Genomic DNA, 14,609 nt, shown 5'->3' on the forward strand with positions numbered 1-14,609 from the left:
TCCGTCCCCTCCCTAGTATTCGTTCCAGAGACGCGGCTTCTCGAGGGTCAGGCGCAGGTCGCACTGCAGGCAGCGGCTCGCCTCGCGCTTGGCCTCGGACTCGCTGAACGGGCACTCGAACGGCTCGAGGGCGCCCTTGCGCTCGGATGCCGGAACGAACTGGGGAAGGACCGGGCTGTCATAGAAGCCGGGGGCGGCCTTGCCGATACGCTGTTCGCCCTCCTCGCGGTCCAGCAGTTCCTCGCTGATGTCGCCGTCGCCTCCCAGGAAGCGGTCGATGGAGCTGGCGGCCTCGCGGCCCTGGGCGATGGCGGCGATCACGGACTTGGTACCGGTGACGTCATCGCCAGCGGAGAAGACGCCCTCGACGGAGGTCATGAGGCAACCGTCCGCGACGACGTAGGGACCGTGTGTGAGCGCGAGGCCCATGACCGGCGTATCCTCGGGCTTCTGGCCCACGGCGAAGATGACGTAGTCTGCCGGGAGCGTGAGCTCGGAGCCCTCCACGAGCTCGGTCACGGCGCGGTGGTTCTCGTCGAAGTAGAAGCGGGAGATCTTCTGGATAGTCATTCCTCCCACGAATCCCGGCTTCTCGGGGGACTCGTCGATGGAGTTGAAGGCGTGGGCGTCATGCAGGACGATACCCTCCTCGGCCGCCTCCTTGCGCTCCTCGGGGGTGGAGGTCATCCTGTCCTCGGCCTCGAGGCACGCCACGTCGACGCTCTTGGCGCCCAGGCGAACCGCCGTGCGTGCGCAGTCATAGGCGACGTTGCCCCCACCGAGGACGACGACGCGGCCCTCCTCGACGGGAAGGGGTTTGCCTTCGCGAGCGGCCTTCAGGAAGGCGGTATTAACGTAGACGTTCTTGAGGCCATGTCCCTTCATGGGAAGCACGATACCCTGGTGGGTCCCCACCGTGACGAGGACGGCGTCGAAGTCGCCCCTGAGCGAGACGGGGTCAACAACGCGCTCGCCCAGCCTGAGGTCGATGCGCGGCCGAGGGTCTGTGCCCTGGGAGACCTCGAGGATCGTATCGATCTCTCTGTCGATGGCCTCGTCGGGCAGGCGGTAGGCCGGAATGCCATAGCGCAGCTGGCCGCCGGCCTTCTGATTGGCCTCGAACACGGTGACGCGATGGCCCTTCTCGGCGAGGTAGAGTGCGGCGGTGAGGCCTGCGGGGCCTGCGCCGATGACGGCAACCGACTTGCCCGTGAGGGGATCGTGGCGCACGCGGCTCTTCCAGGCGCCGTTGTCGCGCACTGCTGCCGCACGCTTCAGGCGGCAGATGGAGAGCGGTCCGTGCAGGTCGTTGCGCTTGCACTCGCCCTGGCAGTTGTGGGTGCAGATGGAACCCAGCGTCTCGGGGAAGGGGACCCTCTCGCGCACGACGGCCGTGGCCTTCTCCCACTCTCCCTGCTTGATGTAGCGCAGGTAGCGCGGGATCTCGATGTGCGCAGGACAGCCGAAACGACAGGGGACGACGTTGTCCTCGCTGGAGCGCTCGGGCTTCGCCAGGCCGAGGGCATCGACAATCGAGCCGGTCGGGCATACCTCGACGCAGGCCCCGCAGAAGCGGCAGCCCGCCTCCTCGAGAGAGACGCCCCCGTCGATGCCGATGCGGATGCCGCTCTCGGTGCGCTGGTAGTCAAGGACACCCACGCCGCGCAGGTCGCGGCAGGCGCGCACGCAGCGGCCGCAGCGGATGCAGCGGGTGAACATGTGCGTGATGAGCGGGTTGGAGTCGTCCGTCGGGACGGAGCGGATCTTGCAGCGCCAGCGCGCGGGCGAGACGCCCATGTATTGGTACATGGACTGCAGCTCGCACACACCGTACTTGGGGCAGCCCGTGCAGTCGGCGGGATGTGTGGCGAGGATGAGTTCCATCGCCATGCGACGGACCTTGTCGGCCACCACGCTCTCGGCGTCGACGGACATGCCCTCGCGCACCGTGGTCTTGCAGGCCGGCACAGCCTCGCCGTCACCGTCGACCTCGACCACGCAGAGACGACAGCCGCCCACCGCCTCGAGGTCGGGGTGCTTGCACAGGTGCGGGATGAAGATGCCGTTGTCCAGGGCCGCATCCAGAACGGAGGTGCCCCCCTCGGCCTTGACCTCCCGGCCGTTGATAGTCAGCTTCACGTTATGTCTCTCCTAGGGTCGAGCCCTGTGCGCTCCCTTCCCCTGAGGCGCGCACAGGGCAAGACGGGACCCTCGAGCGAGGGTCCCGCTCAGACGAGGCGTGCTGGGAGCTAGTCCCACTCCTCCTCGTCTCCATCCGCGTAATCGAACGCTGCCATGGAGGCGTTCTCGCCTGCGATGCGACCGGAGTTGAGGCAGAAGCCCATGGTGTTGCCGGGGATGGAGTAGTTGTAGGAGTCACCGTAGATGGTGCAGGCGTCGGTGCCGACGCAGTAGAGGCCCGGAATGACCTTGTACTCGTCGTTCATGACCTCCATGCGGTCGTTGACCAGCACGCCGCCCAGGGTGCCGTAGGCGCCCATGTACTGGCGGCAGGCGTAGAACGGGCCGCTCTCGAGCGGCTGCATGAACTGGCGCTCCTTCTCGAAGAGCTCATCGTAGCCTGCGTGGCACATCTCGTTGTAGGCCTCGACGTTCTTGGACAGGCCCTCGGGGTCGATACCGATCTTCTCGGCGAGCTCCTCGAGCGTGTCGGCGCGGGCGATGACATGGTCGCCGTTGCCGTCGACATAGGTGTCGAGATCCTGCTCGAACTGCTCCTCGAAGTGCTCGTAGAGGTCGTGCGGGTGGACGTGAGAGACGATGTCAGGCCCGTTCTTCTTCCAGTTCTTGAGCATCCTGGAGTCGAAGAGGGCGAAGCCCACCTTACCCGGCAGGTGGTTGATGGCGTTGCCGACGAAGGTGGTGTTGAAGATGTCGTCCTCGGGCATGAAGCGCTCGCCGTTGCGGTCGCACCAATAGGTGGGCTGGCGGAAGGCGCCCTCGACGTAGAAGTGGTTCATGTTGTCAGGAAGCTGGTACATCATCTCCATGGTGACGGGCGTGCGGCCGGCGCCGACGGCGTGGCACATGTTGTAACCGTCGCCGTCCATGCCGGGCACGGCGAAGGAGTAGAGGTTCTTACCCCAGTCGAGGCCGATCTTCTCCTGGATCATCTTGGCGTTGGCGCCGAAGCCGCCGGTGGCGACGATGACCGCCTTGCAGGAGACCTCGACCTCCCCGCCGTCCTTGTCGGCGGCGCGCACTCCTACGACGGCACCCCCGCCGTCGACGACGAGGCTCTTGCCGGGGGTCTCGAACAGGAACTCGACGCCGAGCTCCTGGGCGCGCTCGGTCATGCGCTTGGTCATCGTGGTCGCGGCGCGCGGGCCCGGCTCGGAGCCGTCCTCGGGCTGGACGACATGCCAGGTGTATTCGCCGTCGGCGTAGGCGCGGGTGCGCTCGCGGGCGCGGAACGCCGGGCGCACGGAGTTGAAGACGACGCCCATGTCCTGCAGCCATGAGATGGTGTCGCCGCTCTTGAAGTAGTATGCGCGCACCAAGCGGGGATCGACCTGATAGTGCGTATAGAACATGTGGCGGCGGAAGAGCTCGCCGGGCGTGACCTCGATCATGGACGCGCGCTGCACGGGCGAGCCGGCCGCACAGGGGCCCATGCCCATGTTGGCGGCGCCGCCGGTGTTGGAGGCCTTCTCCAGCGTGATGACGCTCGCGCCGCCCTCGGCCGCCGCGATGGAGGCCGCCAGGCCCGAGAGGCCCGCGGCAACGACGACGACGTCGCACTCAAGCTGCTTTGCCATGTACTCCTCCTGATGTGTCTGCCTACCTGAAGCCGCCCACCTCGTGGCGAACGGCAGCGTTGCTGTCTACCTTCCCAGAATGCCGTCAGCGGGGCCATGTGCAATCGGACAAAGCTCGCGGTTCTGTCCCGCCCGCTCCCTGTGTGGGCAGCTAGGCGCGCACGGGCATGCTGGCCGAGACAAACGCCTTGTAGCGCGCGACGCGACGCTTGTACTCGTCGCCCTTCTGGAGCTGGGAAAGCTCGCCCTCCATGCGACCGATGTCCTCGCCGTGGATCTGCTTGCCCTCGGCGGTGTCGTGGGCGCGGAAGAGCCCACGCTCGTCGTGGGTTTCCTCGTCGAGGTAGACCACCTTGACGACGCCGCCTTCGAGCGTGACATGGCCCTCGAGGCCGCAGACCGAGCAGATGGCCTTGTCCGTGTCGGGGACCAGGTAGTAGTCGTTGGCATGGCAGTGCGGGCAGGTGCCGTCCTCGCCCTGGTACGCCGCGTGCTCGGGATCCTTTGCGGCGTTGGCCATGTTGGTGCCGATCTGATGGGCGCGCGCGACGACCTCGTCGTCGAGCAGCGCGCGCTTGGACCAGGGCACCCACTCGTTATCGATGACGCGCCAGGTGGGGGTCATGGCCTGGATGGCATGGTCGGACTGGACGTGCGTGCCCCAGTCGGACCCGCCGATGCCGATGTAGGAGATGGGCTTGCCCGGACAGATGATGCGCGGGTCGGGCAGCTTCGCCTTGCCTCCCTCGGCGATGATCTTCTGGGCTATCTGGGTCGAGATGACGTTGTTGCCGGTGTCCATGCGGGGCCCGAAGCGGTCCATGATGGTGTGGAACAGGCCCGACGCGCCGGTCTCGAAGATGGGGTCGCAGATGACGATGCCATCGGCCTCGGCCATCTTGAAGAAGAGCCAATCGAAGTCGTCCTTGTGAATGCACATGTTGCCGCGGCCGCTCATCAGCATCTTGACGCAGGTGATACAGCCCGTGCAGTGTTTGATGTCCAGGTCCATCGCACGGATGAACTCGACCTCGCAGCCCCGCTCGGCAGCGCCCATCAGGGCCTCCTTGCAGATGCTGTCGTTGTTGCCGTTTTTGGTGCCGAAGGAAATGCCCAGAACCTTGGTCATGGCGATCAGCTTCCTCTCCCGAACGGTGCGGCGAGCGACATCCCCCTGACGTCGCCCTTGCCATACAGGGTAGATTTCGGGAGTGTTTCTGCCGTTATGCGAATGCCCAGTAAACGTGCGAGAAGAAATCACGTGCATTGTGCTCGTTGACAAACATGCAGGCAGGCATGTTAGCCATGACTCAGGGCTAATGCCCCACGCCCTCCATGAGCGAGGCGGAGAAGCTGAGCGCCAGCCGGTCGTCGCCGTCCTTGAGGTCGACGAAGAACAGCTCGCGTATCTTGTTCACGCGATAGAAGTACGTGTTGCGATGCACGCTCAGCGCCGCCGCGGCGTCGGCCGGGCTTCCCGGGTGACGCACGCTCATGATGGCCGTCCGCAGGTAGGAGGTGCCATGATCGCGATCGTAGTCGGCCATTGCGACCACGCGCTTGTCCAGCAGCATCTCGAGCCGTTCGGGAGAGCCCACAATGGCTGCGAGGGCGGCGAAGCGGTGTTCCCAGTAGAAGAACATCCTGCCAGGCCCCGGCTCGCGGATGGTCTCGCCGAGGTCAAGCGCCTCCTGCAGGCGCTCCGGACACTTGGAGAGGTCGTCGAAGGGCTCGCTCACGAAGGCCGAGAGCCCGTTATTCTGGAGCATGGAAACGAAGGCCTCGTTGGTCCGGAGTTGCCTCTGGGCGCGAGCGTAGTCATCGTAGCCCACAGCTTCATTCCTCCCGATGGGCGCAAGCACCACGAGGCAGTCCTCGCGGGCATACCACAGGCAGTTGCACAGCGCGCGCACGGCCATCGCGCCCACGCGGGCGTGGTATTCCTTGTCGGCGTTACGCTGGCCCGTGAGGGCGAGCAGCACGTAGGACTCCCCGATGGGCAGGCGCGTGAGCAGGATCTGGGCACGCATGGTCCGCTCGTTGACGAAGGAGCCCTCCACGAGATCGTGCAGCACCGAGGAACCGGCACCCACGCGCTCCCCTGCAGCACCAAGACGCTCGATCATCACACCCGCAAGCTGACCTGCATAGTCGATGAGCTCTAGATCGAAGCCCGTGATGGGGCTGTCCTTCTCGAGGACGTCATAGCGACCCATCTCAAGGTGATGGTAGTAGATGATCGACGTGACCCACCGGCGGCCGTAGCGCTGGGTCCCGCTCATGATAGAGTGGCGCGCATGGCGCACGGAAGCCAGCGTGCCGTCACCTTCGAGCGCCGAGTTGACCTCCTCGGTGAGATAGCCCTGCGAGAGGACCTCCTGGACGTCGGGCGCGTCGGCCGGGAACTCACCCGCCGTGGCGAGCAGCCGCATATCCGCGTTGGCGATGATCACGGGGTTACCAAGGACGGCCGAGGAGCGGCGCGCGAACTGCGCAAGGTCGTAGCTGGAGAGGAACGCATCGAACATGCGGTCCCGTCGGAGCTCCAGCACAGCCGCCTTCGCAGGCAAGTCGAGGAAGGCCGCACGGAAATCGTCGTAGCTTGCGCTATGCGCCACCGCCACGAAGTCGCCCATCACGCGAAGGTCCACCGGGATCTGGGACCCGGCATGGACGAGCATGATATGGCGCTGACCAGGACGCACGCTGCCCGCGCGGAAGTCGAAGAGGCGCACCACCCTCAGCAGCCTCGCCTTAGGTGGGACGTTCGTCTCGTACTCGGGGGTGAGCAGGACGTCCTCGTCGAGGATCCCTTCCCTGCCTATGCGCCAGTCGGCGCAGGCAAGCTCGTACAGGACCGTCCTCAGCTTCATGGGTACCCCCTCATGCGATGGCACAAATCATCATACCCCTGAGGATGCACCCATTGTGCCGCCGTTGGTCACGGGTACCGGCAGACGTCCGCGTTCGCACCAAAGTTTGTCACCTAGTCCAATGACCCCGGGAGCGCAAGACCGGATACTTTTCCATGACGGAGACGGCGCCCGCAGTGCGTCGAGAGAGGTTCCCGAGAGGAGCGTTTCCATGGCCGAAGAGAAGGAGTACAAGGGCATCTACAAGAAGATGACCTTTGGCGGCGAGGAGTTCGAGGTGCCCTTCGCCAAGGGCAACCCGGGCAAGTCCCGCGAGGAGCTCGACGAGATCAAGCGACGCCTCGCCGAGGACCCTGACGCGGGCGACGGAGAGATGGTCGCCACCATGGGCTTCTGCGCCAAGTACGATCCCCACACCTACATGACCGACATCCCGGGCGTGCTGTGCGATCGTGACGTGGCGTGCGTCCTGCGCGATGGCGTGACCATCTACGCAGACGTCTACCGCCCGGCAAACATCGGCGAGAAGGTGCCTGTCATCTGCGTCTTCGCCCCCTTTGGCAAGAACCCATCTGAGGGCATGGACTCCTGGCAGCTTATGGGCGTCCCGCCCAAGACCGTCTCTCAGTACGCCAAGTTCGAGGCCCCCGACCCCGGCTACTGGTGCCACCATGGCTATGCCGTGGCCAACGTCGACCCGCGCGGCGTCGGCAACTCCGAGGGCGACGTCTACCTCTGGGGGTCCCAGGACGCCCAGGACGGCTATGACTTCATCGAGTGGGTCACGGCCCAGGAGTGGTGCAACGGTCGTGCTACGATGATCGGCAACTCCGGCGTCTGCATGGCCCACTGGCGCATCGCCGCAACCCGTCCGCCCCATCTCGCCTGTCTCGCAGCCTGGGAGGGTCAGGGCGACCTCTACCGCGAGTCCTACTACTGCGGAGGCATCCCCAACCCCGACTACGAGACCCACATCATCCAGGCGCTCGCCGTGAACAACTACATCGAGGACACCCCGGCGATGGTCGCCAAATACCCTCTCATGAACGCCTATTACAGGGACAAGGTCGTCGACTGGAACAAGATCCGCGTCCCAACCTATGTCACTGCCGGCTGGGTCCACCACCACCTCCGCGGTGCCTTCGAGGGCTTCCGCCGCATCCGCACCCCCAAGAAATGGATGCGCGCCCACCGCGACTTCGAGTGGCCTGACACCTATACGCCCGCCAACCTGGAGGACGTACGCAAGTTCTTTGACCGCTACTGCAAGGAGATCCACAACGGTTGGGAGATGACGCCACGCGTTCGTCTCGACGTCATGGACGCCTACGATTATGACTACGCCAACAAGCGCGCCGAGGACACCTTCCCGCTGAAGCGCACCGAGTACAAGAGGCTCTACCTCGACGCCGAGAACGGCGCTGCGGGCTTCGATGAGTTCGAGAGCGAGGCCGAGGTCGTCTACGATCCCAAGGCCGAGACCACCACGTTCACCTACGAGTTCACCGAGGACACCGAGATCACCGGCTTCATGAAGCTGCACCTTAACGTCGAGTGCCGTGGCTACGATAACATGGACCTCTTTCCCTGGGTCATCAAGCTCGATCACGAAGGCAACTACGTGCCCATCCGCGTCATGGGCGCTCCGTACCGCGGTGCATGGGGCTTCCTGCGCTGCAGCCACCGCGATCTCGATCCCAAGTACGCAAGTGACTTCCAGCCCGTGCACAGCCATGAGAAGGAGGAGCGCATGCAGCCCGGTGAGATCGTTCCCGTCGACGTCGAGATGTACCCGCACTCACGTTTCTGGCACAAGGGCGAGAAGCTCCAGGTCGTTATCGCCGGCCGTTTCATCAAGACCGAGTGGTTCCATGACAACGATATGAACCACAAGACCGATAACGGTGACGGCATGCACGTCATCCACACCGGTGGGCGCCATCAGTCCTACCTGCAGATTCCGGTCGTTCCGCCCAAATACCAGGTTGGCGACTATATCTGGCGTGGCGATTGCCGCTAGTCCACTGCGGCTCAATCGTCTGTATACCGGGGTGTGTCCCCTAAAGGCACGCCCATCGGTCCCGTCATCGGAGCGACGACAGCGGGAGTTCTGACCCCTCTCCACCTCCCACCCCCTCTAGGGAGCCAACAATGTCTGACCAAAAGAAATTCAACGCCTGGTTGCCGAACTTCGGTGCCAAGGGCTGGGGCATCACCATCGCCTGCTTTGTGTTCTTCTACTTCTACTCGTTCTGGAACGCGGCGACCAACACGCTGTTCGGCCTGTACACCGAGATGTACGGCTGGCAGCAGACTGACATGTCCTATGTCATCACCGTTGCGGGTTGGATTAGCCTGATCGCCGTCGTGCTGTTCGGCACGCTTGGCCGCAAGATCGGTGCCAGGATGGTTTCGACCATTGGCCTTGCGGGTTCCGCCCTTGGGTTTGCCGCACTTGCCTGCGCCAGTACGTTCGAGCTGTTCGTGGCCGGCGTTGTCATCTTCAACTTCTCGATGGTTGCCTACGCGACCATCGGTACGGGCCTTCTGGGCTCTGCCTGGTTCCCGCGCACCAAGGGCGCCTTCATGGGCATCGCCACCATGGGCATGACCATCTCGTCCGCCACGCTGAACCCTATCATCTTGGGGTTCGCCAGCAGTGCCTTCGGTATCTCCGGATTCTTCTGGGCTATGGCAGCCATCGTTGCCATTACCGCCATCGTGGTGTTCCTGTTCGTCAAGGACAATCCCGAGGAAGCCGGTGCGTATCCCGATAACAATCAGTCTGTGAGCCGCGAGGAGCTCGAGGGCGAGTTTAGGGCCGCGCTTGAGTACAAGAAGACAAGTCCCTGGACCACCGTTCGCGTGCTCAAGACCCCGCAGACTTGGCTTATCGGTCTCGGAACCGGTCTTCCCATGATGGTCGGCGCCGGTACTATCGCCCTGCTCGTCCCGACGCTCGCGTCCTACGGCCAAGATTCCATGTTTGGCGTCGTGCTGTTGTCATCCATGTGGCCGATCGGTCTTCTGGGTCACTACCTCATCGGTGTGCTCGACCAGAAGCTCGGCACCAAGAAGACCACGCTCGTCGTGATCTGCGTGCTCGGACTCGGCAGCCTGTTCGTGAAGATGGGCGGTACCAGCTCCGTGGTGTGCGCCATTGCGACCGGCATGTTCATGTTCGGTCTTTCGGGTGCTGCAAACGTCTGCATGTCGCTGACGGCTTCCATCTACGGTCGCGCCGACTTCGAGGTCGCTTACACGCCCATCCAGGTGATTTTCAACGTATTGAACTTCGCCGGCGTCTCCGTCATGTCCACGGTATCCGCCGTTGCCGGTCCGCAGAACGTCATGCTCGCCGTATTCACCATCTGCCTTATCGCGCTCGTCCCGGTGATTGTGCTGCCGTACAAGCAGATCGCATCCAACATCTGCGGAGAGTAGCCGTCCGGCAGCTGCGCGTCCTTTTTTGGGCCGGGGCGCCGCAGCCGTCAGACAGACCTTCGGTGACTCGGCCGAGCCTGGGCCCAGCAGCAACCACCCGATCGAAAGGATTGCATCATGAACGAATTCCAGGAAGAAGTCGTCGACGTCCTCAAGGACAAGGCCGTCGAGATCTTCGGTGTTGACCGTGACGGTCTCTCCGGTGAGACTTCCTTCGTCGACGACCTGCACTGCAAGTCCGTCAACATCGTCCAGTTCGCTTCTGCCCTCGAGGACGAGTACGAGGTTGAGATCCCCTTCATGGAGCTGAACAAGAAGAGGACCTTCGCCGAGGCTGCCCAGTTCGTGGATGACGCTCTGTCCATGTAGTCTTACCCTCCGGGGCGGCCGTGAGCGACTCACGTCCGCCCCCTCTTCTTTAACGAGAAAGGATGATGCCGGCATGGCAACCCTGATCGATAAGCTCATCCAGGATGCCCAGGGTGCGCCCAAGCGAGTTGCGCTGCCCGAGTGCGAGGCCGAGAAGACGTTGCTCGCTGCCCGCCATGTGCTCGACGAGGGCATCGGTATGCCTGTGCTCGTGAGCCCGCGTTCCGTGATCGAGGAGACGGCCGCTCGGGCTGGCGTGTCGCTCGAGGGCATGGAGATCGTCGATAACGCCGACGAGGCCGCGGCCGATGCGCTCGCCGAGCGCTACATGTCTAGTGGCCCGCGCCTCATCAGCGCCAAGGGCAGCCGCCGCAAGATAAAGAACCCCATGTATTACGCCATGATGAAGGAGGAGCTGGGCGATGTGGACTGCACGTTCTGCGGTCACGTCAACACCACGGGCGACGTACTCATGGCGGCGCAGACGGTGATCGGCCTAGCCGAGGGCGTCGATGTCCCGAGCATCCTGGCGCTTGTGGACACGCCGGCGTTCGAAGGTCCCGAGGGCAGCGTCATCGCCTTTACCGACTGCGGCCTGAACCCTGAGCCGACGGCTACCGAGCTGGCCTCGATTGCCATCTCCGCTGCCGATAACGTCCGCTCCATCATGGGCTGGGAGCCGCGCGTGGCGTTCCTGTCATTCTCCACGGACGGTTCCGGTGCGGGTACGTCCGTCGACCGCGTGAGGGAGGCCATCGAGCTGGCTCGCGGGCGTCGTGCCGATCTGGCGATCGATGGCGAGTTCCAGCTCGACGCTGCCATCGACCCGGCCGTTGCCGCCAAGAAGGTCAAGCACGAGAGCGGCGTGGCCGGACGCGCCAACGTGCTTGTGTTCCCCGATCTGAACGCCGCCAACATCGCCGTCAAGCTCATCCAGCGCTTTGCCCACGGTGCCGCGTATGGTCATAACCTTTCCGGCTTTAAATGCCCGGTCGCCGACTCGTCACGCGGTGCCACAGTCGACGAGATCGTCGGCGACATCGCGATGCTCGTCCTTTCCGCCCGCTAGGTTCTGCGGTGGCTGCCACTGAGTTTGGTTCGCTGGGTCGTCGCGGGCGATGAAGTTGTCGTCGGATCCTGGTGGCGCTGTGCCTATGGGCTGCAGTGCTGGAGCCAACCTTGCCGCGGTCCATGCTCGGGCTTGTCGTGCACGACGTGTCGTCTCCAGGTCTGGAAGAAGGGAAGCAACCCATGTGCGAATGGAATATCGATACCATCCTGTGCGACCTGGTGCTCTCCCTTGTCATCAACACGTCGGCCATGCTGCTCGGCAGCGCGGTCTTCACCTTCCAGGCATGGTATCCGGGTGTGGCATCCGCTTTTTTCACCAACGTGCTGTTGCAACTGGTACTGCCCGTACCGGGTATTGCGGCTGCCGTAACGGCGTGGGTGGGCGAGCATCGCTGGCGCCCCATCGTGCGGGTGTTCGTCGAGAACCTCATCTTTGTGACGTGCATCTCGCTCACCATGGCGTTCATCCAGGCCCCGGCGGGCGGCGACGTCATTGCCGCCTGGCTCTCGACGTACGTTTGCCTCGTGCTGATTGGCTACGTGACGTCCCTCATCCTCTTCGCTGTCCAAAGCCGATAACTCATTCCGATGCAAGGAGTCCGCTATGAGCTACAAGATCCTGACCCTCTCCCCCGGCTCGACGTCCACCAAAGTCGCCGTGTTCGACGGCACCGAGGCGCTCTTTCGCCTGAACGTTACCCATCCCTCCGAGGAGCTCGCCAAGTACGACATGGCGGCCGACCAGTTCGAGTACCGCAAGGGGACGATCCTCTCCGCCCTCGAGGGCAACGGCGTCAGGCTCGCCGACATCGACGCATTCTCCGGCTACTGCGGGGCCATGGGACCCACTGTCGGCGGCATCTTCGCCATCGACCGGAAGGTCTGCGACCACGTGCTGGACGCCGGCGTGAACCACCCGGCAATCCTCGGCGCCCCGCTCCTCTACGCCTTTGCGCGGGAGGTGGGACGCCCTGCCTACGCCGTCAACCAGCCCGACACCGACGAGCTCTGCGACGTGGCGCGCATCACCGGCTGGCCGGGCGTTTACCGTAAGAGCCACGTCCACTGCCTCAACCAGAAGGAGTGCGCCATCCGCTGCGCCGCCGAGCTGGGCATGGGCTACGAGGACGGCAACTTCATCGTCGCGCACGTAGGCGGCGGCCTCTCCGTCGCATGCCACGAGCGGGGGCGCATGGTCGATACCAACGACGTCCTCGAGGGCGCCGGCCCCTTCGCGCCCAACCGCTGCGGCGACGTTCCCGCGAAGCCCGTGGTCAGGATGGCCTTTGCCGAGGGCGCCCAGAGGAAGCAGATGGACGGCGTGGTCGGCAAGACGGGCGGCCTCGTCGGCCTGCTGGGAACCGACGACGCCCGCAAGATCCTCGCACGTATCGAGCAGGGCGACGCATGGGCCGAAGTCGTCTATGACGCCATGGCCTACCAGGTCTCCAAGTATGTCGCGGGTTTCGCGGCCGTCCTCAAGGGCAAGGTCGACGGCATCGTCCTGACCGGCGGCGTCTCCCATGACCCGCGCTTCGTTTCCTACGTGACCGAGCGGGTCGAGTGGATCGCGCCCGTGAAGGTCTACGCGGGCGACTTCGAGATGGACGCCCTGGCCTCTGGTGCCATCCGGGCGCTTGACGGTGAGGAGCCCGTGATGGCCTTCACCGGCGAACCCTCCTGGAAGGGCTTCTCGATGGACGGCGCGATCGCGGACGTGGAGGCGTAGACGTGGGGTCCTCTTCGCAGCGGGCCGTCGCCAGCGTGACGCGCGGCTTCCACTACGCCTTCGCCATCGTCGCGTCGTGTGTCGCGATCACCTGCCTGCCATGCGCGCTCGTGCTCAGCTGCGCAGGCATCTTCTTCACGCCGGTCTCGGCCTTCTTCGGCGTGCCCAAGGCCACCTTCACGCTGTACTTCTCCATCGTGAACCTCGCGATGATGGTCACGCTGCCCGTATGGGGCAAGCTCCTCTCCAGGCTGGACCTGCGCGTCGCCCTCTCCGCCGCAGTCGTCGCGACTGGCGTAGGTTGCCTTGGGATGTCCGCCTGCCAGGAGATGTGGCAGTTCTACGTCTGCGGGGCCATCATGGGCATCGGCGTCGCACCCTGCATCTACCTGGCCGTTCCCACGCTCATCAACGCGTGGTGCGTCAAACGCGTGGGTTTCTTCGTGGGCCTGTGCATGGCATTCACGGGCATCGGCGGCGTGATCTTCAACCCCATCGGTACCGCGCTCATCAACGCTGGCGCCGAGGGCTGGCGGACCGCCTACCTCGTGTTCGGCGTGGTCATCCTCGTGGGCACGCTACCCTTCACCACCCTTGTGGTGAGGAGCCGCCCCGCCGACAAGGGGCTTCTCCCCTATGGCGCGGACGAGGCCGACGAGAGCGCTCCCTCCGCCACAGACGGCGCCTCTCCGGAACCCGACGACAGCATGGAGGCCTCCGCCGCCATGAGGACCTCGGCGTTCTTCGCACTCGCAGCCTTCAGCGGCCTCATCACGCTCAACCAGACGATCTACCAGTACCTCGCCGGCTACGCGCAGTCCTTCGCACAGACGCTGCCTGCCGTCGCCGCGGCCTCTGGCATCGTGGCTTCGGCGGCCATGGCAGGCCAGGCCATCGGCAAGGTGCTGCTCGGCGTCGTCAACGACAGGTCCGTCAAGCTCGGAGCCGTCATGGGTATCGGCGCGGGCGTCGCGGGCGTCACCCTCATGTGGCTGCTGCCCGGCCAGCTCGCGCTGCTGCTCGTAGGAGCCTTCCTCTTTGGCATCGCCTACGCAGAGACCACGGTCCAGACACCGCTACTGGTCCGCACCGTCTTCGGAAGCGCCGACTACACGAACGTCTACTCGTGCGTGAGCATGGTCGGGTCGTTCATGGGCACCTTCGCCGCCGTGTTCTGGAGCCTCGTGGTCGACTCGGCAGGCGGCTATCCGCTCATGTTCGCCCTTGGCTACGTCTGCATGGTCGGCTGCCTTGCGCTCGCGCTCTTTTCGCTGCACTGGAAGGCGAGGCGAAACGCCACGTAAGGGACTGCCCGCAAGGCGGCCTCTGTGCCGCCGCCTCCGA

General features: G+C 64.5%; 11 protein-coding genes. 7 read left to right on the top strand and 4 right to left on the bottom strand.

Translation table 11 applies throughout. The features are described 5' to 3' along the window. Positions 1–12 precede the first annotated feature (12 nt). From OLSU_RS05050 to OLSU_RS05065, 4 genes are all read right to left on the bottom strand, one after another. Complete coding sequence (locus OLSU_RS05050; protein ID WP_013251870.1) at positions 13–2,139, bottom strand: FAD-dependent oxidoreductase; 2,127 nt, start codon at positions 2,137–2,139, stop codon at positions 13–15. A gap of 110 nt (positions 2,140–2,249) precedes the next feature. Further along, the gene (locus OLSU_RS05055; protein ID WP_013251871.1) at positions 2,250–3,779 is read right to left on the bottom strand and encodes an FAD-dependent oxidoreductase; all 1,530 of its coding nucleotides are present in this window, start codon (positions 3,777–3,779) and stop codon (positions 2,250–2,252) included. Positions 3,780–3,930: 151 nt separating this feature from the next. Then, positions 3,931–4,908 carry a flavodoxin family protein gene (locus OLSU_RS05060; RefSeq protein WP_013251872.1) on the bottom strand — a complete coding sequence of 326 codons (978 nt, stop codon included), beginning with the start codon at positions 4,906–4,908 and terminating at the stop codon, positions 3,931–3,933. A gap of 187 nt (positions 4,909–5,095) precedes the next feature. Beyond that, on the bottom strand, positions 5,096–6,652 hold the full coding sequence (locus OLSU_RS05065) for a PucR family transcriptional regulator (protein ID WP_013251873.1): 1,557 nt from the start codon (positions 6,650–6,652) through the stop codon (positions 5,096–5,098). Between the two features lie 211 nt (positions 6,653–6,863). Between OLSU_RS05065 and OLSU_RS05070 the strand changes: the two genes are divergently transcribed. From OLSU_RS05070 to OLSU_RS05100, 7 genes are all read left to right on the top strand, one after another. Then, positions 6,864–8,672, top strand: a complete 1,809-nt coding sequence (locus tag OLSU_RS05070) for a CocE/NonD family hydrolase (RefSeq protein WP_013251874.1) — start codon at positions 6,864–6,866, stop codon at positions 8,670–8,672. Positions 8,673–8,803: 131 nt separating this feature from the next. Then, positions 8,804–10,096 (top strand): MFS transporter, encoded by a 1,293-nt coding sequence (locus OLSU_RS05075; protein WP_013251875.1) that lies wholly within the window; start codon positions 8,804–8,806, stop codon positions 10,094–10,096. A 117-nt stretch (positions 10,097–10,213) separates the two neighbouring features. Next, the gene (locus OLSU_RS05080; protein ID WP_013251876.1) at positions 10,214–10,465 is read left to right on the top strand and encodes an acyl carrier protein; all 252 of its coding nucleotides are present in this window, start codon (positions 10,214–10,216) and stop codon (positions 10,463–10,465) included. Between the two features lie 73 nt (positions 10,466–10,538). Continuing rightward, positions 10,539–11,534 (top strand): phosphate acyltransferase, encoded by a 996-nt coding sequence (locus OLSU_RS05085; RefSeq protein WP_013251877.1) that lies wholly within the window; start codon positions 10,539–10,541, stop codon positions 11,532–11,534. Positions 11,535–11,629: 95 nt separating this feature from the next. Continuing rightward, on the top strand, positions 11,630–12,115 hold the full coding sequence (locus OLSU_RS05090) for an ABC transporter ATPase (protein ID WP_201781574.1): 486 nt from the start codon (positions 11,630–11,632) through the stop codon (positions 12,113–12,115). Between the two features lie 25 nt (positions 12,116–12,140). Continuing rightward, positions 12,141–13,265, top strand: coding sequence for a butyrate kinase (gene buk / locus OLSU_RS05095; protein ID WP_013251879.1), 1,125 nt, complete (start codon positions 12,141–12,143; stop codon positions 13,263–13,265). 2 nt (positions 13,266–13,267) lie between these two features. Next, positions 13,268–14,569 (top strand): MFS transporter, encoded by a 1,302-nt coding sequence (locus OLSU_RS05100; RefSeq protein ID WP_013251880.1) that lies wholly within the window; start codon positions 13,268–13,270, stop codon positions 14,567–14,569. Positions 14,570–14,609: the final 40 nt, after the last annotated feature.

Source organism: Olsenella uli DSM 7084 (assembly GCF_000143845.1).
Classification (GTDB): domain Bacteria; phylum Actinomycetota; class Coriobacteriia; order Coriobacteriales; family Atopobiaceae; genus Olsenella; species Olsenella uli.

Bases quoted from the DNA above. Each gene is read 5' to 3' on its own strand.
- OLSU_RS05065 (WP_013251873.1), bottom strand. From the start codon at position 6,652: ATGAAGCTGAGGACGGTCCTGTACGAGCTTGCCTGCGCCGACTGGCGC.
- OLSU_RS05075 (WP_013251875.1), top strand. From the start codon at position 8,804: ATGTCTGACCAAAAGAAATTCAACGCCTGGTTGCCGAACTTCGGTGCC.
- buk (WP_013251879.1), top strand. From the start codon at position 12,141: ATGAGCTACAAGATCCTGACCCTCTCCCCCGGCTCGACGTCCACCAAA.
- OLSU_RS05085 (WP_013251877.1), top strand. From the start codon at position 10,539: ATGGCAACCCTGATCGATAAGCTCATCCAGGATGCCCAGGGTGCGCCC.
- OLSU_RS05055 (WP_013251871.1), bottom strand. From the start codon at position 3,779: ATGGCAAAGCAGCTTGAGTGCGACGTCGTCGTCGTTGCCGCGGGCCTC.
- OLSU_RS05060 (WP_013251872.1), bottom strand. From the start codon at position 4,908: ATGACCAAGGTTCTGGGCATTTCCTTCGGCACCAAAAACGGCAACAAC.
- OLSU_RS05080 (WP_013251876.1), top strand. From the start codon at position 10,214: ATGAACGAATTCCAGGAAGAAGTCGTCGACGTCCTCAAGGACAAGGCC.
- OLSU_RS05070 (WP_013251874.1), top strand. From the start codon at position 6,864: ATGGCCGAAGAGAAGGAGTACAAGGGCATCTACAAGAAGATGACCTTT.